The 17,771-nt window shown below is 67.1% G+C and carries 19 protein-coding genes; 13 read left to right on the forward strand and 6 right to left on the reverse strand.

All coding sequences use genetic code 11. From position 1 onward, the window contains the following. Nucleotides 1-55 precede the first annotated feature (55 nt). Complete coding sequence (locus AC07OC_RS01720) at nucleotides 56-970, reverse strand: hypothetical protein (protein ID WP_218341057.1); 915 nt, start codon at nucleotides 968-970, stop codon at nucleotides 56-58. Next, nucleotides 967-1,197: a hypothetical protein gene (locus AC07OC_RS01725; RefSeq protein WP_218341058.1), complete on the reverse strand. Its 231-nt coding sequence runs from the start codon at nucleotides 1,195-1,197 to the stop codon at nucleotides 967-969. Before AC07OC_RS01725 ends, AC07OC_RS01720 begins: the two co-directional genes overlap by 4 nt. Between AC07OC_RS01725 and AC07OC_RS01730 the strand changes: the two genes are divergently transcribed. From AC07OC_RS01730 to AC07OC_RS01765, 8 genes are all read left to right on the forward strand, one after another. After that, nucleotides 1,196-1,924: an AAA family ATPase gene (locus AC07OC_RS01730; protein WP_218341059.1), complete on the forward strand. Its 729-nt coding sequence runs from the start codon at nucleotides 1,196-1,198 to the stop codon at nucleotides 1,922-1,924. The two genes, AC07OC_RS01725 and AC07OC_RS01730, sit on opposite strands and share 2 nt — an antisense overlap. Nucleotides 1,925-2,037: 113 nt before the next feature. Then, nucleotides 2,038-2,679, forward strand: a complete 642-nt coding sequence (locus tag AC07OC_RS01735; protein ID WP_494600340.1) for a peroxiredoxin — start codon at nucleotides 2,038-2,040, stop codon at nucleotides 2,677-2,679. 66 nt (nucleotides 2,680-2,745) lie between these two features. Continuing rightward, nucleotides 2,746-3,330 carry an RBBP9/YdeN family alpha/beta hydrolase gene (locus AC07OC_RS01740; RefSeq protein WP_218294701.1) on the forward strand — a complete coding sequence of 195 codons (585 nt, stop codon included), beginning with the start codon at nucleotides 2,746-2,748 and terminating at the stop codon, nucleotides 3,328-3,330. A gap of 229 nt (nucleotides 3,331-3,559) precedes the next feature. Further along, the gene (locus AC07OC_RS01745; RefSeq protein ID WP_494600341.1) at nucleotides 3,560-4,564 is read left to right on the forward strand and encodes a sulfate ABC transporter substrate-binding protein; all 1,005 of its coding nucleotides are present in this window, start codon (nucleotides 3,560-3,562) and stop codon (nucleotides 4,562-4,564) included. A gap of 157 nt (nucleotides 4,565-4,721) precedes the next feature. After that, nucleotides 4,722-5,573, forward strand: a complete 852-nt coding sequence (gene cysT / locus AC07OC_RS01750) for a sulfate ABC transporter permease subunit CysT (protein ID WP_494600342.1) — start codon at nucleotides 4,722-4,724, stop codon at nucleotides 5,571-5,573. Next, nucleotides 5,570-6,478 (forward strand): sulfate ABC transporter permease subunit CysW, encoded by a 909-nt coding sequence (gene cysW, locus AC07OC_RS01755; protein WP_218295297.1) that lies wholly within the window; start codon nucleotides 5,570-5,572, stop codon nucleotides 6,476-6,478. The genes cysT and cysW overlap by 4 nt, the downstream gene beginning before the upstream one ends. 12 nt (nucleotides 6,479-6,490) lie before the next feature. Beyond that, nucleotides 6,491-7,615: a sulfate/molybdate ABC transporter ATP-binding protein gene (locus tag AC07OC_RS01760; protein WP_218341063.1), complete on the forward strand. Its 1,125-nt coding sequence runs from the start codon at nucleotides 6,491-6,493 to the stop codon at nucleotides 7,613-7,615. Between the two features lie 143 nt (nucleotides 7,616-7,758). Continuing rightward, nucleotides 7,759-8,286 (forward strand): disulfide bond formation protein B, encoded by a 528-nt coding sequence (locus AC07OC_RS01765; protein WP_218294705.1) that lies wholly within the window; start codon nucleotides 7,759-7,761, stop codon nucleotides 8,284-8,286. Between the two features lie 80 nt (nucleotides 8,287-8,366). Here AC07OC_RS01765 and AC07OC_RS01770 read toward each other — a convergent pair whose 3' ends face one another. Both AC07OC_RS01770 and trhO read right to left on the reverse strand, forming a co-directional pair. Then, on the reverse strand, nucleotides 8,367-8,987 hold the full coding sequence (locus AC07OC_RS01770; protein ID WP_492244998.1) for a glutathione S-transferase: 621 nt from the start codon (nucleotides 8,985-8,987) through the stop codon (nucleotides 8,367-8,369). A 53-nt stretch (nucleotides 8,988-9,040) separates the two neighbouring features. Then, entirely contained in the window at nucleotides 9,041-10,045 is a 1,005-nt protein-coding gene (gene trhO / locus AC07OC_RS01775; protein ID WP_494600343.1) for an oxygen-dependent tRNA uridine(34) hydroxylase TrhO, read from the reverse strand. Nucleotides 10,046-10,137: 92 nt separating this feature from the next. Here trhO and AC07OC_RS01780 point away from each other — a divergent pair, with 92 nt between their 5' ends. Continuing rightward, complete coding sequence (locus tag AC07OC_RS01780; RefSeq protein WP_492244864.1) at nucleotides 10,138-11,769, forward strand: HD domain-containing phosphohydrolase; 1,632 nt, start codon at nucleotides 10,138-10,140, stop codon at nucleotides 11,767-11,769. Nucleotides 11,770-11,944: 175 nt separating this feature from the next. Here AC07OC_RS01780 and AC07OC_RS01785 read toward each other — a convergent pair whose 3' ends face one another. After that, nucleotides 11,945-12,676, reverse strand: a complete 732-nt coding sequence (locus AC07OC_RS01785; RefSeq protein ID WP_494600344.1) for a Crp/Fnr family transcriptional regulator — start codon at nucleotides 12,674-12,676, stop codon at nucleotides 11,945-11,947. 257 nt (nucleotides 12,677-12,933) lie between these two features. On the opposite strand from AC07OC_RS01785, the gene AC07OC_RS01790 reads away from it, so the two are divergent. Genes AC07OC_RS01790 through AC07OC_RS01805 form a run of 4 tightly spaced genes read left to right on the forward strand, consistent with a single transcriptional unit; the run spans nucleotide 12,934 to nucleotide 16,759 of the window. Then, nucleotides 12,934-13,500, forward strand: a complete 567-nt coding sequence (locus AC07OC_RS01790; RefSeq protein WP_218294709.1) for an ester cyclase — start codon at nucleotides 12,934-12,936, stop codon at nucleotides 13,498-13,500. Next, complete coding sequence (locus AC07OC_RS01795) at nucleotides 13,497-14,282, forward strand: SDR family NAD(P)-dependent oxidoreductase (protein ID WP_218294710.1); 786 nt, start codon at nucleotides 13,497-13,499, stop codon at nucleotides 14,280-14,282. Before AC07OC_RS01790 ends, AC07OC_RS01795 begins: the two co-directional genes overlap by 4 nt. Nucleotides 14,283-14,308: 26 nt before the next feature. Further along, the gene (locus tag AC07OC_RS01800; protein WP_218294711.1) at nucleotides 14,309-15,382 is read left to right on the forward strand and encodes an MBL fold metallo-hydrolase; all 1,074 of its coding nucleotides are present in this window, start codon (nucleotides 14,309-14,311) and stop codon (nucleotides 15,380-15,382) included. A gap of 54 nt (nucleotides 15,383-15,436) precedes the next feature. Next, nucleotides 15,437-16,759, forward strand: coding sequence for an MFS transporter (locus AC07OC_RS01805; RefSeq protein WP_218341070.1), 1,323 nt, complete (start codon nucleotides 15,437-15,439; stop codon nucleotides 16,757-16,759). Nucleotides 16,760-16,828: 69 nt separating this feature from the next. Here AC07OC_RS01805 and AC07OC_RS01810 read toward each other — a convergent pair whose 3' ends face one another. Next, nucleotides 16,829-17,704: a LysR family transcriptional regulator gene (locus AC07OC_RS01810; protein ID WP_218341071.1), complete on the reverse strand. Its 876-nt coding sequence runs from the start codon at nucleotides 17,702-17,704 to the stop codon at nucleotides 16,829-16,831. Nucleotides 17,705-17,771 lie beyond the last annotated feature (67 nt).

Raw genomic sequence — 17,771 nt, forward strand, 5'->3', positions numbered from 1 at the left:
TTATGCGAGGCCCTCATGCACCGGCGGGCCTCTGCAGAGCGGAAGCCCTCAAGGCCTACCTCGGGTCAGGAACATACGACAGGTTGTCCGACTGCGGAAATGCGCGGGGCACATGCGGCCGGGCCAGTGGCTCGCGGATCACGCCGCTGGCGACCAGGTTTTCGCGGCTGTCATACCGGATGCTGATCACTTCATTAGGCTGGTCCTGCAGGCGCGTGAAGGTGGTGTGCGAGACGACCGAGGTCTCGCGCTGGCCATGGGCCGTTCCCAGCTTGGGAGACGGCATGGGCGCCGCCTTGGCCACACTGTCCGCAGCCATCGACCGTGCGGAAGACTCGGCTTCCGAGGAGGGGGCGGGTGCCGCAGCCGCGGGTGCTGCCGATGGCGAGGGCAGATGGGGGACAGGCTCCTCGCGCAGGCGTCCCAGGCTGTTGCCGTTGCCGCCGCTGTTGTCGCGGCGCTGGCTCTGGCTGTAGGGCTCGGGGGTGACGGCGGGCGAGGGCACGGGCGCCTGTTCGCGGAACAGCGCGACACCGATCACGCCCACGTGGGCCGGGCGGCCCGTGCGGCTGGCGTAGGAGTTGGCAATGCTGGAGAACTCGAAGGCCGCGACCTGGCTGTCGCTCTTGCGCCAGCCGGTGATCTGGTAGCGCTCGTAGGGCGAAAACACATAGCCGCGCTGGTCCCAGGCGGCGGTTTCACCGCTGAGCACATTGACGCCATCCACCGAGGGCACGGCCAGCACCCGTTCACCGGAGCGGTTGCGCACCGTGATGGCGTAGCGCGCGCCAGGGCGGCCAGCCACCCAGTATTCGCCCTTGGCGTAGTGCACCGGCAGCGTGGTGCCCGTGTCGCGGTCCACGATGGTGACATCGGCCAGGCGGCCAATGGCCTGGGCAGGCAGGCTGGCCAGTGCCAGCAAGGTGGCCAGCGCGGTGACTGCGGGAAGGGTGAATGAACCGGGTTTCATGGCAGCTCCATCAAAGTGTTGTTGGTGCTGAGTGAAACGAACGGGGCGGGTGAATGGGGTTGAAGCGCAGCAAAAATAATGGAAATATTTTTGAAGATCGCTAGAGACCCATTTCTGCAACGGGTTGCAGGGCCGACTCGGCCTGCCGGGACCGCCGGATAGAACGCCGCCTGCGGCGCTTTAGCAGTCTGCCGCTTGGCCATGCCACCCGTTAGCATGGCGCTCATGCTGTCTGCCAAACCCTACCTCCAGAGCGCCTGCGTCCGTCCGGATGCGGAGATCGACTACGACACCTACCCGTACAACATCCCCGCCATCCGCGAGTTAGGCCGGCTGGAGTTTCACTCGGACGTGACGTTCTTCGTGGGCGAGAACGGATCTGGAAAGTCCACACTGTTGGAAGGCATTGCCCTGGCCCTTGGCTACAGCCCCGAGGGTGGCACCCGTAACTTCCAATTGGCTACGGCAGGGTCGGAATCGTCCCTGCACGAGGTGCTGCGGCTGGCGCGCAGCTACCGCTCGCCGCGCGATGGCTACTTTCTGCGGGCCGAGAGCTTCTTCAACGTGGCGACCTACATGGACGAGGTGGGCTACCTGGACTCCTATGGCGGCAAATCGCTCCATGCCCGCTCGCATGGCGAAGCGTTCATGGCCCTGCTCACGCACAAATTCCAGGGCAAGGGCCTGTACCTGCTGGACGAACCCGAATCCGCGCTGTCCCCCAATCGGCAGCTGGCTGCGCTGTCGGCCATCCACCAGTTGGTAGAGGACAAGTCGCAGTTCATCATCGCTACGCACTCGCCCATTCTGCTGTCTTACCCGAACGCCAAGATCATCCAGTTCGACGGTGGCGGATTGTCCGAAGTGGCGTTCGAGGACACCGAGCACTATGTCGTGACGCAGGATTTCCTCAACAACTACCCGGAGCGGCTGAAACGCCTCTTGGAGGTGTGACGGGTCGTCTTGTTTTATAGACGTTTTGGCGATTAAGTAAGAGCAATATATTCGTTTGGGTTTTAAAGGCCGGATCGCAGAATGCCCCCTCAGACATTGAAGGAGCGTTTCACATGGTCACCTTGCGACTCGGCGACACCGCCCCCGACTTCACCCAGGAATCCACCGCCGGCACCATCCGTTTCCACGAATGGGCCGGTGATTCGTGGGTCGTGCTGTTCTCGCACCCCGCCGATTTCACGCCCGTCTGCACCACCGAACTGGGCAAAACGGCTGCCCTGGGCGGCGAATTTGCAAAGCGCAACGTCAAGCCCATCGCCGTGAGCGTGGACCCTGTCGATTCGCACAACCGCTGGGTGGGCGACATCAACGACACGCAGAACACCACCGTCAACTTCCCCATCCTGGCCGATGCGGACAAGAAGGTGGCCGACCTCTACGACATGATCCACCCCAACGCATCGACCACGGTCACGGTGCGCAGTGTGTTCATCATCGATCCCAAGAAGGTCATCCGCACCACCTTCACCTACCCCGCCAGCACGGGGCGCAATTTCGACGAGATCCTGCGCGTGATCGACTCGCTGCAACTCACCGACAGCCACAAGGTGGCCACTCCCGCCAATTGGAGGGACGGCGACGACGTGATCATCGTGCCCAGCCTGCAGGACCCGGCCGAGATCGCGCAGCGCTTTCCCAAGGGCTTCAAGGCGGTGCGCCCCTACCTGCGCATCACGCCCCAGCCCAACAAGTAAGCAGAAGAAGCAAGACACAACAGGGCAGGGCCGCGGCGCGAGGCTGTGGCGGGCCCTCTGATTTCCGTGAGCACCTCCACCTCCATCATCATCGTTCCCGGCTGGCGCGACTCCGGTCCCGGTCACTGGCAAAGCCTGTGGGCCGAGCGCATCCCGCACGCCCGCCGCGTGGTGCAGGACGACTGGATCACGCCCACGCGGTCTGCCTGGGTGGGCCAGCTTGAAAAGACCGTGCTCGCGGCGCCCGGCCCGGTGGTGATCGTGGCGCACAGCCTGGGCTGCATCGCCACGGCCCACATCGGCCCCGAAGCGGCTGCCCGTGTGTGCGGCGCGCTGCTGGTGGCCCCGGCCGACCCCGAGCGCCGGGCCGTGCTGAGCGACTTCGCGCCGGTGCCCTATGCCGCGCTGCCGTACCGCAGCATCGTGGTGGCCAGCAGCAACGATCCGTATTGCCCCATTCGCCTGGCGGGCGCCTATGCCCGTGCCTGGGGCAGCGAGTTCGTGCGCATGCAGAACGCCGGGCACATCAACATCGAGTCCGGCCATGGAGAGTGGCCCCTGGGCTGGGCGCTGCTGCAGTCGCTGGAGGGCGAACACGGCGCCCTGCCGCCATCCGCCGCCCATCCACACGCCACGTCGGCAGCATTCTGATTGCTATATTTTTAATAGCTTCCTGCGCTTGATCATCAAGCGCTGCGGGCCATTTTTTCTTGAAATCCGTCGCCAGGACGCTTGCCAGGCCCGCTGGCAATCACCGGCCGGCCCGCCATTGAAGATCTATATTCCAATAGCTGATTATTTAACAAGAATATATTCTTTTGAGTTTTAAGCACGGCTCCGCACAATGGAGCATCTCCAGTACTTTTCGGGCGAAGGCACCATGACCTCTTTGAAACTCAAGACCCTTCTGGCCACCGTGGCCCTGGCTGCCAGCGGCATGGCCGCTGCACAGAATTCGCTGCTCAACGTGTCGTACGACGTGGCCCGCGAGTTCTACAAGGACTACAACGTGGCCTTCGCTGCGCACTACAAGAAGACCACCGGCCAGGACGTGAAGATCGACCAGTCGCACGCCGGCTCCAGCGCCCAGGCGCGCGCCGTGAACGACGGCCTGGCGGCCGACGTGGTGACCATGAATACGACGACCGACGTGCAGTTCCTCGCCGACAGCGGCGTGGTCGCCAAGGACTGGGCCAAGAAATTCCCGCACGACGCATCGCCCACCACCTCGACCATGCTGTTCCTGGTGCGCAACGGCAACCCCAAGGGCATCAAGGACTGGGAAGACCTGATCAAGCCCGGTGTGCAGGTGATCGTGGTGAACCCCAAGACCGGCGGCAACGGCCGCTATGCCTACCTGGCCGCCTGGGGCGCCGTGCGCGAAAAGGGTGGCACCGAGGCGCAGGCCGCCGAATTCGTGGGCAAGCTCTACAAGAACGTGCCCATCCTGGCCAAGGGTGGCCGCGATGCCACCGCCACCTTCCTGCAGCGCAACCAGGGCGACGTGCTGATCACCTTCGAATCCGAAGTGGTCTCCATCGACCGCGAATTCGGCGCCGGCAAGGTCGATGCGATCTACCCGTCGGTGAGCGTGGTGGCCGAGAACCCCGTGGCAGTGGTGGAGCGCACCGTGGCCAAGAAGGGCACCGCCCAGCTGGCCAAGGCATACCTGGACTACCTGTACTCCGAGGAAGCCCAGGAAATCGCCGCCAAGCACGCGATCCGCCCGCGTTCTGAAACGGTGCTCAAGAAGTACGCCGATACCTTCAAGCCGCTCAAGCAGTTCACGGTGGCCAAGTACTTCGGTTCGCTGACCGAAGCGCAGAAGGTGCACTTCAACGACGGCGGCCAGTTCGACAAGCTCTACACGCCCGGCGCCAAGTAGTAGTGGACAACCCCCTGAGCCGCTGTGCGGCTTCCCCCTTCTCTGGGCTATCGCCGGGAAGGGGGACGACGCCAGCGCCGCGGGGCGGCCCTTGCGCGGCGTCTGCTGGCTTGGGTCGCGCCGGTTCCTACCGACGATGCGCAATGGATAACAACATATGAACGGTAAAAAAAGCGCACCAAGAAGCGCTAGGAGGGTATTGCCCGGCTTTGGGCTGACCCTGGGCTACACGCTTTTCTATTTGAGCATCATCGTGCTGATCCCGCTGTCGGCACTGATCTTCAAGACCTTCACGCTCACCTGGGACCAGTTCTGGGCGGCCATCAGCGCGCCGCGCGTGATGGCGTCGTACCGGCTGACCTTTGGCGCATCGTTTCTCGCGGCGCTGGTCAATCTGGTGTTTGGCCTGCTGATCGCGTGGGTGCTGGTGCGCTACAAGTTCCCGGGCAAGAAGATCGTCGATGCGCTGGTGGACCTGCCGTTCGCCCTGCCCACGGCGGTGGCCGGCATCTCGCTGACCGCCTTGCTGGCCGGCAACGGCTGGGTCGGCAGCATCCTGGAACCCCTGGGCATTCAGCTCGCGTTCAAGCCCGCGGGCATCGTGATCGCGCTCATCTTCATCGGCCTGCCGTTCGTGGTGCGCACCGTGCAGCCCGTGCTGGAAGACGCCGAAAAAGAGCTGGAAGAGGCCGCCACCTGCCTGGGCGCCACGCGTCTGCAGACCTTCACCAAGGTCATCCTGCCCTCCATCACGCCCGCGCTGCTCACCGGCTTTGCCATGGCATTCGCGCGGGCGGTGGGGGAATACGGCTCGGTGATCTTCATCGCTGGCAACATGCCCATGGTGTCTGAAATCACGCCGCTGATCATCATCGGCAAGCTCGAGCAGTACGACTACGCCGGCGCCACCGCCGTGGCCGTGGTCATGCTGGTCATCTCGTTCATCCTGCTGCTCATCATCAACGCACTACAGGCATGGCAGCGACGCCACGCGGGGGCTCCAGCATGAGCGGCAACAACTCCCGGACTATCCGCCGCGCACAGGCGGGCACGACTGAAGCGCCCTGGGTCCGCTACACGCTGATCACCATCGCGCTGGCCTTCATGCTGCTGTTCCTGGTGCTGCCGCTGGCCGCCGTGTTCGCCGAGGCGTTGCGCAAGGGCTTCGGGGCCTACCTCGAAGGCCTGCGCGAGCCGGATGCCTGGGCGGCCATCAAGCTCACGCTGATCACCGCTGTCATTGCCGTGCCGCTGAACCTCGTGTTCGGCGTCGCGGCCGCCTGGTGCATCGCCAAGTACGAGTTCAGGGGCAAGGCGTTCCTGACCACGCTGGTGGACCTGCCGTTTTCCGTCTCTCCCGTGGTGGCGGGCCTGATCTACGTGCTGATGTTCGGCGCGCAGGGCTGGTTCGGCCCCTGGCTGCAGGCGCATGACATCAAGATCATCTTCGCCGTGCCGGGCATCGTGCTGGCCACGGTGTTCGTGACCTTCCCGTTCATCGCGCGCGAACTGATTCCGCTGATGCAGGCGCAGGGCAACGACGAAGAGCAGGCCGCCATCGTGCTGGGCGCCACCGGCTGGCAGACCTTCTGGTACGTGACGCTGCCCAACATCAAGTGGGGCCTGCTGTACGGCGTGATCCTGTGCAATGCGCGGGCCATGGGCGAGTTCGGCGCGGTGTCCGTCGTGTCCGGCCACATCCGTGGGCAGACCAACACCATTCCGCTGCACGTCGAAATTCTCTACAACGAGTACCAGTCCGTGGCCGCGTTCGCCGCTGCATCGCTGCTGGCCTTGCTGGCCCTGGTCACGCTGGTCATCAAGACCATTGCCGAACACCGCAACGAGCAGGCCTTGAAAGCCGCCGCCGATTTGCCCCCCGAGCGGCCCGCACCCGCGCCAGCCGCCCGCTGAAGGAAGAAGACCATGAGCATTGAAATCCGTAACGTCAGCAAGCAGTTCGGCGACTTCCAGGCGCTGCGCGACGTGAGCCTGGACATCGCATCGGGCGAACTCATCGCGCTGCTCGGCCCCTCGGGCTGCGGCAAGACCACGCTCTTGCGCATCATCGCGGGGCTGGAGACGGCTGACGTCGGCACCATCCACTTCAGCGGCGAGGACACCACCGACGTGCACGTGCGCGAGCGCAACGTGGGCTTCGTGTTCCAGCACTACGCGCTGTTCCGCCACATGACCGTGTTCGAGAACGTGGCCTTCGGCCTGCGCGTGAAGCCCCGTGGCGAGCGCCCGAGCGAGGCGCAGATCAAGCAGAAGGTGACCGACCTGCTCAAGCTCGTGCAGCTCGACTGGCTGGCCGACCGCTACCCCTCGCAGCTCTCGGGCGGCCAGCGCCAGCGCATCGCGCTGGCCCGCGCCCTGGCGGTGGAGCCCAAGGTGCTGCTGCTGGACGAGCCCTTCGGCGCGCTGGACGCCAAGGTGCGCAAGGAACTGCGCCGCTGGCTGCGCCGCCTGCACGACGAGCTGCACGTGACCAGCATCTTCGTCACGCACGACCAGGAAGAGGCACTGGAGGTGGCCGACCGGGTGGTCGTGATCAACCAGGGCCGCATCGAGCAAAGCGGCTCGCCCCAGCAGGTGTGGGACCAGCCCGCGAGCCCGTTCGTCTACGGCTTCCTGGGCGACGTGAACCTGTTCCACGGCCGGGCGCACGAGGGCCTGGTGCACCTGGAGGGCATGCAGATCGATTCGCCCGAGCACCAGGGCGCGCAGAACGCCAAGGCTTTTGCCTATGTGCGCCCCCACGACCTGGATGTGGAGCGCTACTCCCCGGGCGCCGGGCTCGACGCCCAGGGCCGCCCGCGCGGCATCGTGGCGCAGTTGAGCCGTGCCATCGTGGTGGGCCCGATCGCGCGCCTGGAACTTATTCCATCCCAGGATCACAAACCAGCGGACAATGCGTCCCCGGAACACTTGATCGAAGCGCAGATACCTGCGCAGCAGTTCAAGGAGATGGGGTTCAAGGAGGGCGAAACGCTGGTGGTGACGCCGCGCCGCGCCCGTGTTTTTCTGGACCACGCCGCCGGGATCTGATTCCCCCCGAGCCGCTGCGCGTCTTCCCCCTGGGGGGACGTACCCGGTGGACTGGCGGGGCCAGATCCACGGGTGCACTGGTGCGGGGCACGCCCGTTTTACCGGCGGCACCGTTTGCAACGGCTATTGAAGAGGGATAAGAAATGAACTGGTTGACTGCGGCCCCGCGCCGTGTGCTGGCGCTGATCAGCGTGGCGTGTGTGGCGATGCTCGCCTTCGGCATGTACCTGCAGCATGTGGTGGGCCTGGAGCCTTGCCCCATGTGCATCGTGCAGCGTTATGCTCTCATTGGTGTAGCAATCTTCGCAGGTCTGGCAAGCGCCAGGGACGCTAAAGGCTGGTGGATGGGCTGGGGCGTGCTGGCCCTGGTGGCCTCGGGCTTTGGCGCCTTCGTGGCGGCCCGCCAGAGCTGGCTGCAGTGGTACCCGCCCGAGGTCGCCACCTGCGGCCGCGACTTCTACGGAATGATCGAGAACTACCCCATCAGCCGCGCCATTCCCATGATCTTCCGGGGCTCGGGCGACTGCGCGGCGGTGGACTGGACCTTCCTGGGGGGCTCGATCGCCAACTGGTCGTTTGTCTGCTTCGTGGGTTTCGCGGTGGTGCTGCTGGCGCTGCTGGTGCGCGGCATGCGCGGTGGCCGCCGTGGCGGCGGGCTGTCCATGGCCTGAGTTTTCCAGGCTTCGTTTCAAGGCAAAGGCGCCCCTCGGGGCGCCTTTTTTGTGGCTAGACCGCGTGGGCCCGCCCGGGCTCAGGCGAAATCTGCTTCGGCAAACGGAAACGCCACACCTTCCGTGCCATCCACCCACGCCGGCAGCTTCGGCATCACGCTGGCCAGCAGTGGTGATGACTGCCAATCAGCCAGCCAGGCCTGTAAATGCGGCCAGGGCTGGGCCGCCCACCAGCCCATGTCGATGCCCGCGAACTGGCGCACGAACGGGGCGATCGCCATGTCGGCCAGCGCTGCATGTGCGCCGAACAGGTGGGGCTGGGCGGACAGGCGCGCATCCAGCGTGCCCAGCCAGGCGGTGGCCGCCGCGCGTTCGGCCCCGATGTCCGCACCCGGGTGGCGGCTGGGGTACTTGCAGCGGTCCAGGGCCTGCTTGAAGGGGCCGTCGCATTCGGCAATCAGCGCCAGCATCTCTGGCACCGTGCCCCCGGCGGGCGCGAGCCAGCCTTGGGGGTCGTGCTGCTGCAGCGCCCACAGCATGATGTCCAGGCTCTGCTCCAGCACGCGGCCATCGGGCAGGATGAGCACCGGCACGGTGCCCTTGGGCGAGGCCTGCAGCAGGCCCTGGGGCTTGTTCTTGAGCACCACCTCGCGCAGTTCGCAGTCCTGGCCGCTCACGGCCAGGGCCAGCCGGGCGCGCATCGCATAGGGACAGCGGCGGAACGAATACAGAACGGGCAGGGCGGTGGCGGTGCTCACGCGGTGTCGTCCTTTTGGGGGGCGCCTTCCGGGGCTCCGCCGTGCACGCGCACTGGCGTGCCGGGCTGGCGCGCGCCGATGTGTTCCTGGCCGCGCCGGGCGGCCAGCTGCATCTGCCGCTCGCGCTCGGCCAGGGCGCGTTCCTGCTCGGGCGTGCGGGTGCCGTGGCAATAGGGGCAGCTCACGCCCGCCACGTAGTGCGGCGACTGCAGCTCCGCCGCGCCCAGGGGCATGCGGCACGAGCGGCACAGCTGGTGGTGCCCGGGCACCAGGCCGTGGCCCACCGACACGCGCTCGTCGAACACAAAACAGTCGCCATGCCAGCGGCTGGTTTCCTCGGGCACGGTCTCCAGGTACTTGAGGATGCCGCCTTCGAGGTGGAAGACCTCCTCGAACCCCTGCGATTTGAGGAACGCGGTGGATTTTTCGCAGCGGATGCCGCCCGTGCAGAACATGGCCACGCGGGGTTTGCCCGCCAGCACGCCGCCGGGCCCCGATTGCGCGGCCACCCAGGCCGGAAACTCCGCAAAGCTCCTGGTGTGCGGGTTGACGGCGCGCTCGAACGTGCCGATGCCCACCTCATAGTCGTTGCGTGTGTCCACCACCACCACGCCGGGGTCGTCGATGAGCGCGTTCCAGTCCTCGGGTTTCACGTACGTGCCCGCGTTGCGGGCCGGGTTCAGGCCCGGTACGCCCAGGGTGACGATCTCGCGCTTGAGCCGCACGCGCATGCGGTAGAACGGCATGCGCTGCGCGTGCGCCTCCTTGTGCTGCAGTGCTGCAAAGCGCGGATCGCTGCGCAGCCAGGCCAGCACGGCCAGCACATCGGCTGGCTCGCCCGCGATGGTGCCGTTGATGCCCTCGGGCGCCAGCAGCAGCATGCCGCGCACGCCAGGCTCGTCGCACAGGGCCTGCAGCGGCGCGCGCAGCGCGGCGCAGTCGGGCAGATCGACAAACTGGTAGAGGGCGACGGTGAGAAAGCGGGGTGTGACCGAGTGCACAAGAAATGGGAAAGCGGGAAACAGAAGGTCGATGATAGCCGTCACTTTTCGTTACGATGAGCGGTCGCCAACGCTGCACCCAAGGTGGTTTTATGGGCAAGGAATCCACAGTCAACCTGTTTCGCCGGCTGGAGCAGCTCAACGGCATCGGCGCCGCGCTCTCGCGCGAGCGGGACATCGACCGGCTGCTGGAGAACATCCTGGAGGCGGCCAAGGCCATCACCGGCGCCGATGGCGGCACGCTCTACAGCGTGACCGAGGACCAGTCGGCGCTCAAGTTCGAGATCCTGCGCACGGATTCGCTGGGCATCCGCCTGGGCGGCACCACGGGCAAGCCCATCGATTTTCCGCACCTGCCGCTGCGCAACGCCGATGGCTCGCCCAATGATTCGCTCGTGGCGGCGCACGCCGCCATCCACGACCGCACCGTGAACATCGCCGATGCCTACAGTGCCCAGGGCTTCGACTTCTCGGGCACGCGCGCCTTCGATGCGCGCACGGGCTATCACTCGCAGTCGTTCCTCACCGTGCCGATGAAGAACCACGACCATGAGCTCATCGGCGTGCTGCAGCTCATCAACCCCCGCGACCAGGAGACGGGCGCGGTCACGACCTTTTCCGAGGCCGACCAGGGCCTGGCCGAGTCGCTGGCCTCGCAGGCCGCGATCGCGCTCACGAACCGGCTGCTCATCTCGCAGCTCGAACGCCTGTTCGAGTCGTTCGTGAACCTCATCAACCTGGCCATCGACGAAAAATCGCCCTACACCGGCGGCCACTGCCAGCGCGTGCCGGCCCTCACGCTGATGCTGGCCGATGCGGTCAACGCCACACGGCAGGGGCCGCTGGCGAGCTTTCGCATGAGCGAGCGCGACCGCTACGAGCTCAAGATGGCCGGCCTGCTGCACGACTGCGGCAAGATCACCACGCCCGTGCACGTGGTGGACAAGGCCACCAAGCTGCAGACGATCTACGACCGCATCGGCCTGGTAGACACGCGCTTCGAGGTGCTCAAGCGCGATGCGGAACTGGCCGCGCTGCGCCGCCAGCTGGCGCTGCGCCCCGTGGTGGATGCGCGGGCCGAGGGCCAGGAGCTGCAGGCCCTGCAGCACGAGATCCAGGCGCTGGAAGAAGACCGCGACTTCCTGCGCCGCTGCAACACCGGCACCGAGGCCATGCGGCCCGAGGACCAGCAGCGCGTGCGCGACATCGCCGCCATGCGCCACTGGCGCAACCCGCAGGGCGTGCAGACGAGCTTCTTGACGGCCGAGGAGGTGGAGAACCTCACCATCCGCGCGGGCACGCTGACCCAGGCCGAGCGCGACACCATCAACTACCACATCGTCGCCACCATCAAGATGCTGGAGACGCTGCCCTGGCCGCGCCACCTCAAGAACGTGCCCGAGTACGCGGGCGGCCACCACGAGCGCATGGACGGCAAGGGCTACCCGCGCGGCCTCACGCGCGAGCAGATGTCGCTGCAGGCCCGCATGATGGGCATCGCCGACATCTTCGAGGCCCTGACGGCGGCGGACCGGCCGTACAAGAGCGGGATGACTTTGTCAGAGGCGCTGGCCATCATGTGCCGGATGCGGGACAACGGGCACATCGACCCAGACCTGTTCGAGGTGTTCGTGCGCGAGGGGGTGTATCTGCGGTATGGACAGGAGTTTCTGGAAGCGGGGCAGGTGGATGGGGTGGATGTGGGGGCATTGGGGTTTGTGTAGCTGGGGTTGCTAGCTGCTGTTGATAGCTTGTGCTGTTGTTGTGCTGTGCTTGTGTTGGGGGCGGGGGCCGGGCGCACACCCCGGCCTCCGCCCTTCGATCAGAAGCAGTAATTACTATAAAAACAATAGCGGCTGGCGCTTTCTATATAAGCGCACACGGCCCATTTTGATCAAATCACACCCCATCCCGCACACACCCCTCCAGCCTCCCCCGATCCATCACCTCCACCACCCGGTACCCCACCCGCAGGATTCCCTCGTCTTCCCACAGCTTCAACTGCCGGTTCACGCTCTGCCGTGACACCCCCAGCATGAAGGCCAGGTCTTCCTGCGACACCGCCAGCGTGGTCACCCCGGCTGAAGCCTCGGGCCGCGCGTCCAGCGTCAGCAGCCGGTGCGCCAGCCGCACGGGCAGCGGCTGCAGGATGGCGTCGTCGATCCACGCCAGCGCCTGGCGCAGCCGCATGCACACCAGCCTGGTCAACGCCATGTGCACCTGAGGCTGCGTGTTCACCAGGTGGTGGAAGTCGTCGGCATAGACCACCGCGATCTCGGTGGTATCGGCCGCGCAGGTGTCGTACACGCGCTCACGGCCCACGAAAAGGGAGACCTCGCCGAACCAGTGGCCGGGCTCCAGCACGGCGATCACGGCCTCGCGCCCGCCCGGGGCCACCACGCTCACGCGCAGCGAGCCGCTGACCACGCCGAACAGCGCATCGGGCGCCGAGCCCTTGAGGAACAGCGAATCGCCGCGCTGCAGCTGCTTGTGGTGCGCCACCCGCAGCAGTTGCTGCTGCACATCGTCCGGCAGGCGCAGGCGGTCGGCGGCGTCGGGCGCGGTCAGCGCATGGGGTGTGTCGGGGGACACGGTGGGGGAGCGGGGCGGGGGCGTGCGCAGGGGGGGCATGGGGCGATGGCGGGCGGTAGGGCGCGTGCGTACGGGTGGAGCGCGAGCAGGAAGGAGGCGGGCGGGGCGGGTGGCACGGTGTACCGCATGCGGCGCCCGGGTGGAAGGCCTGTGCGGGTTTGTCCGGGGCCGCAATTGCCAACAACGGACAGTCTGCACAACGCCGGCTGCGGATAGTCGGTGGCTGAGCAGCGCAGGGCGCAAGAAAACAAGCGCAGCGCCCTGACCCGAACCCTCTATCTGAAAGACGATCCGCGATGACCTCCACCCCCTCCACCTCCAGCATCCCCGCCACCCCACGCACCGCCCTGCAGGCCCTGCGCGAGAAAACCGTGCTGGACCATTTTGCCGACGAGACCCGCCAGGACTTCGACGCGGTGCTGGACACCTTTCCGCACCCGCACTACGAACTGATTCCCACCGGTGAGGTGCACGACGGCAACGATGCGGTGCGTGCCTACTACCTGGCTTCGCGCAAGGCCTTCCCGGACCAGCGGCACGAGATCATCCAGCTGCGCCACACCGACGACGCGGTGATCGTGGAGTTCTGGCTGCTGGGCACCCACCAGGGGCCGCTGGGCAACCTGCCGCCCACGGGCAACAGCTTCCGCTGCCGCATGATCGCGCTCTTCATCTTCGAGGGCGAGCGCCTGGTCTGCGAGCGCGTGTACTTCGACTCGATGACCATGCTGCGCCAGTTGCTGGCCGGCGTGCCGCCTGCGCAGCTGCCGGCCATTGTGGGTTCGCTGCTGGCGGCCGGGCCCACCAGCGCGCCCGCGGCCGCCCCGCGCCAGGCCGAACCCGCCGCCGCGGCGGCCGCATGAGCGCCGGGCTGGCGGGGCACCATGCCGTCATCACGGGGGGTGCCCAGGGCATCGGCCTGGCCATTGCCCGGCGCTTCCTGGCCGATGGCGCCCGTGTGTCCCTGTGGGACCGCGACGCCCGTGCGCTCCAGGCCGCCAGTGCCGCGCTGGATGCCGCCGGCCGCATCCACACGGCCCGGGTGGATGTGGCCCAGGAGGCCGATGTCGAGTCGGCCGCGCAGGCCAGCGAGGCGGCGCTCGGGCCCATCACCGTGCTGGTGAACAACGCCGGGGTGCTGGGGCCGCTGGCCCCGTTGTGGGAACACACCCCGGCGCAGTGGCGCCAGGTGATGGAGGTGAATCTCACGGGCGCCTTTCTGTGCTGCCGGGCCGTGGTGCCGCGCATGCTGCGGGGCCTGGCAGGTGAGCAGCCGCCCGGCCTGGGGCGGCGCATCGTCAACATCGCCTCGGTGGCGGGCAAGGAGGGCAACGGCCTGAACGCGGCGTACTCCGCGTCCAAGGCCGGGCTCATCGCGCTCACCAAGTCGCTGGGCAAGGAGCTGGCGGGGCCGGGCATCCTGGTCAATGCCATCACGCCCTCGGCGGCCGACACGGCGGTGTTCGACGCCGTACCGGCCGAGCACCAGGCCGCGCTGCGCCAGAGCCTGCTCGCGCGCGTGCCCATGGGCCGCTTCGTGTTGCCCGATGAAGTGGCCGCGATGGCGGCCTGGCTGGCCTCGGCCGACTGCTCGTTCAGCACCGGCGCGGTGTTCGACATCTCGGGCGGGCGTTCGCTCTACTGATCTGCCCATTTCTCCAGGAGAACTCCATGAAAAGAGACAACGCCCCTTCCGCCCTGGCGGCGGTCACGGACTTCGACGGCGCCCGCAGCGCGGCGTCGCCACAGGACCGCCTGCGTGCGCTGCGCCGCAGCGGCGCGCAGTTCCGCGAGTGGTTCCTCGACGAGCCGGCCGTGCGCTACGCCCGCAGCTTCGACCTGCTGCGCATTCCCTATCCGGCCTGGTATGCGTTCAGCGGCGTGTATTCGCAGCAGCTGCTCAAGCCGCACATGGTGCATCTGCTGGCGCGCACGGTGCTCATCCAGTTCGAGGACTTCGGGGGGCAGCTGCGCCACCTGCTGTTCACGCCGGCAGACCACGAGACGGGGCGCGACACGCCGTACTTCCGCCGCCTGAGCGAGCAGACACCGGCCTTCCTGCACGGCACCATCGCGCCCATCCACGGCACCGTGCTGGATGCCCTGGCCAGCGTGGGCGTGGCGCCCGAGCGCATCGACTACATCACCTACGACCACCTGCACACGCAGAACCTGCGGCGCTGGCTGGGCACGGACGGCGGGCCCGGCCTGCTGCCCAACGCGCGCCTGCTGGTGCACCGGCAGGAGCTGGCGAGCGTGGCGGGCCTCTTGCCCACCCAGGCCGACTGGTACTGCCCCGATGGCCTGCGCGGCGTGGCCGGCGACCGCATCGTGCCATTCGACGGCAGCGTACAGCTGGGCCGGGGCGTGGCGCTGGTGCACACGCCGGGGCACACCGAGGGCAACCATTCGCTGGTGTACCGCGTGCCGGACGGCCTGCGCGTGAGCAGCGAAAACGGTGTCTCGGCCGACAGCTGGGCGCCCGAGGTCTCGCGCCACAACGCCATCCGCCGCTTCGCCAAGGCGACCGGGGCCGAGGTGGTCCTGAACGGCAACACCCAGGAAAACAGCAACGACCAGTACCTCTCGATGGTGCTGGAGAAGACCATCGCGGGCACCTCGGCGTCGCACGGCTTCAGCAATGTGGTGCCGTCGAGCGAATGTTCGCCGCACTGGCTGTTTCCGGGCGCGCCCACGGGCCACCTCTGGGGCACCACCGAATCGGGACAGCTGCAGCGCGTGTGACGCCTGTGCACTGCAGGTGCACCACGCGACAAGAACAAACCCAGGAGACAACCCATGAACACGGCCACCTATGGCGCGGCTGCGGCGGCATCCGCTGCCACCGATGACACCGGCACCCACGCGCTCTACCGCAAGATCAGCTGGCGGCTCATACCGCTGCTGTTTGTCTGCTACATCTTCAACTACCTGGACCGCACCAACATCGGCTACGCGCAGCTGCAGATGAAGGCCGACCTGGGCTTCGGCGATGCGGTCTTCGGCCTCGGGGCCGGGGTGTTCTTCATCGGCTACGCGCTGTTCGAGATCCCCAGCAATGTGATGCTGGCGCGCGTGGGCATGCGGGCCACGCTGCTGCGCATCATGGCGCTGTGGGGTCTGGCATCGGCGGCCACCTTGTTCGTCACCACGCCCACGCAGTTCTATGTGCTGCGGTTCCTGGTGGGGGTTTTCGAGGCAGGCTTTGCGCCCGGCGTGCTGTTCTACCTCACGCTGTGGTTCCCGGCGCAGCAGCGTGCGCGGGCCACGGCGCTGTTCTTCATGGCCTACGGGGCGGCACCCATCGTGGCGGGCCCGCTGGCGGGGCTGACCATGACGTACCTGGATGGCGCCCTGTCCCTGCGCGGCTGGCAGTGGCTCTTCGTGGTGGAGGGCTTGCCGTGCGTGTTGCTGGGCGTGCTGGCCTATCGCTGGCTCGACAACCGCCCCGAGGAGGCTGGCTGGCTCACATCGCAAGAAAAAGCCCAGGTGCGGCGCGATCTGGCGCAGGAGCAAGCCATCGGTGGCGGCGCCCCGCAGTCCTTTGGCAGCGCATTGCGCAACCCGCAGGTGTGGCTGCTGGGGTTCATCTCGTTCCTGGTGATCCTGGGTATCTACGCCATGTCGTTCTGGCAGCCCACCCTGCTGCAGTCCATGGGGCTGTCGGTGCTGCAGATCGGGTTCTACTCGGTGGTCCCGGCGGCGCTGGGCATCGCTGCCACGCTGGTGGTGGCGCGGCATTCGGATCGCACGCAGGAGCGGCGCTGGCACTTCGCGGTGGGCGCGGTGCTCGGGGCCGTGGGGTTGTCGCTGACGACCCTGTTCATGCACAGCCCCTGGGCGGCCGTGGCCTGCCTGTCGCTGTCGGCCATGGGGGTGTCCAGCGCCTTCGCGGTGCTGTGGGCGGTGCCCGCCAGCCTGCTGGCCAAGGACGCCGCGGCGATGGGCATTGCGCTCATCACCACGCTGGGCGGCACGGCGGGCGTGGTGGCGCCGGTGATGGTGGGTGCCATCAAGTCGGCCACGGGGAGCTTCAGCCTGAGCCTGTACATCCTGAGCGGCGCGCTGGTGCTGGCGGCGGCGCTGATGGTGGCCGTGGGGCCCCGCAGGCGTGTTGCCTGACGGGATGCATCTGCTATTGTTGTGATAGCTGCTAGCGCTTGATGAACAAGCGCTGGAAGCCAATTTCCTTCATATTTCTTCCGCCGCCATGCGGGCCTGGGCCCGGAGCCAGTCGCTGAACGCCAGCAGGGCGTCCGTGGCCGGGCGCGACTGCAGCCGCGTGAGCCAGTAGGCGCCCCGGTGCAGTTCTTGCGCAAAGGGCCGCACCAGGCGGCCTTGCTGCAGTTCGCGCGTGAACATGCGCACCGGCAGCAGCGCCATGCCCGCGCCCTGTGCCGCTGCTTCCGCCAGGGTGAGGGACGAGTCGAACACCGCGCCGCGCACCACGGGGCAGGGGGCGCCCGCGGCCTCGAACCACGCCGCCCATTCATCGGTGCGGTAACTGCGCAGCAGTGGTTGCCGTGCCAGGTCGGCCGCCGTGCGCAGGCCGTGGGCCAGCGCGGGCGAACACATCACGGACATGGGCGCGTCCATGATGCGTTCGGCATGCGTGCCATGCCAGGCGCCGTCGCCAAAGCGGATCGCGCAGTCCAGCCCTTCGCCCGCCATGTCCACCCGGTTGTTGTGCGTGAGCAGGCGCAGATCTACAAAGGGGCAGGCCTGCTGGAAGTCGCGCAGCCGGGGCAGCAGCCAGCCCACGGCAAAGGTGCCCACGGCGCCCACGGTCAGCACCTCGCGCGGGCGGGTGTCGCCCAGCTTTTCCAGCGCACGTTCCAGGCTGGCGAACGATTCCACCACCACCGGCAGCAGCGCCTGCCCCTCGTCCGTCAACGCCAGGCCGCGCGGCAGGCGGCGGAACAGCGGCTTGCCCAGGCGGTCTTCGAGCTTGCGGATGTGCTGGCTCACGGCGGTCTGGGTGACGTGCAGTTCCTCGGCCGCCCGCGTGAGGTTCAGGTGGCGCGCCGAGGCTTCGAACGCGCGCAGGGCATTGAGCGGAAGATGCATAAGTTTTTCTGGGGGCTGGCGGCAATTATTGTCGATGGTGCTGGGGGCTGTATCACCGTATCGTTCG

It is taken from the genome of Acidovorax sp. GW821-FHT10E04, assembly GCF_059415185.1.

What these genes read in the sequence shown, in the direction of transcription:
- AC07OC_RS01810 (WP_218341071.1), bottom strand. Translation starts at nt 17,704, where the DNA reads ATGCATCTTCCGCTCAATGCCCTGCGCGCGTTCGAAGCCTCGGCGCGC.
- AC07OC_RS01800 (WP_218294711.1), top strand. Translation starts at nt 14,309, where the DNA reads ATGAAAAGAGACAACGCCCCTTCCGCCCTGGCGGCGGTCACGGACTTC.
- AC07OC_RS01735 (WP_494600340.1), top strand. Translation starts at nt 2,038, where the DNA reads ATGGTCACCTTGCGACTCGGCGACACCGCCCCCGACTTCACCCAGGAA.
- AC07OC_RS01770 (WP_492244998.1), bottom strand. Translation starts at nt 8,987, where the DNA reads ATGCGCGCCCGGCTGGCCCTGGCCGTGAGCGGCCAGGACTGCGAACTG.
- AC07OC_RS01765 (WP_218294705.1), top strand. Translation starts at nt 7,759, where the DNA reads ATGAACTGGTTGACTGCGGCCCCGCGCCGTGTGCTGGCGCTGATCAGC.
- AC07OC_RS01790 (WP_218294709.1), top strand. Translation starts at nt 12,934, where the DNA reads ATGACCTCCACCCCCTCCACCTCCAGCATCCCCGCCACCCCACGCACC.
- AC07OC_RS01785 (WP_494600344.1), bottom strand. Translation starts at nt 12,676, where the DNA reads ATGCCCCCCCTGCGCACGCCCCCGCCCCGCTCCCCCACCGTGTCCCCC.
- AC07OC_RS01760 (WP_218341063.1), top strand. Translation starts at nt 6,491, where the DNA reads ATGAGCATTGAAATCCGTAACGTCAGCAAGCAGTTCGGCGACTTCCAG.
- AC07OC_RS01720 (WP_218341057.1), bottom strand. Translation starts at nt 970, where the DNA reads ATGAAACCCGGTTCATTCACCCTTCCCGCAGTCACCGCGCTGGCCACC.
- AC07OC_RS01730 (WP_218341059.1), top strand. Translation starts at nt 1,196, where the DNA reads ATGCTGTCTGCCAAACCCTACCTCCAGAGCGCCTGCGTCCGTCCGGAT.
- AC07OC_RS01780 (WP_492244864.1), top strand. Translation starts at nt 10,138, where the DNA reads ATGGGCAAGGAATCCACAGTCAACCTGTTTCGCCGGCTGGAGCAGCTC.
- cysT (WP_494600342.1), top strand. Translation starts at nt 4,722, where the DNA reads ATGAACGGTAAAAAAAGCGCACCAAGAAGCGCTAGGAGGGTATTGCCC.
- AC07OC_RS01805 (WP_218341070.1), top strand. Translation starts at nt 15,437, where the DNA reads ATGAACACGGCCACCTATGGCGCGGCTGCGGCGGCATCCGCTGCCACC.
- AC07OC_RS01725 (WP_218341058.1), bottom strand. Translation starts at nt 1,197, where the DNA reads ATGAGCGCCATGCTAACGGGTGGCATGGCCAAGCGGCAGACTGCTAAA.
- cysW (WP_218295297.1), top strand. Translation starts at nt 5,570, where the DNA reads ATGAGCGGCAACAACTCCCGGACTATCCGCCGCGCACAGGCGGGCACG.
- AC07OC_RS01745 (WP_494600341.1), top strand. Translation starts at nt 3,560, where the DNA reads ATGACCTCTTTGAAACTCAAGACCCTTCTGGCCACCGTGGCCCTGGCT.
- AC07OC_RS01795 (WP_218294710.1), top strand. Translation starts at nt 13,497, where the DNA reads ATGAGCGCCGGGCTGGCGGGGCACCATGCCGTCATCACGGGGGGTGCC.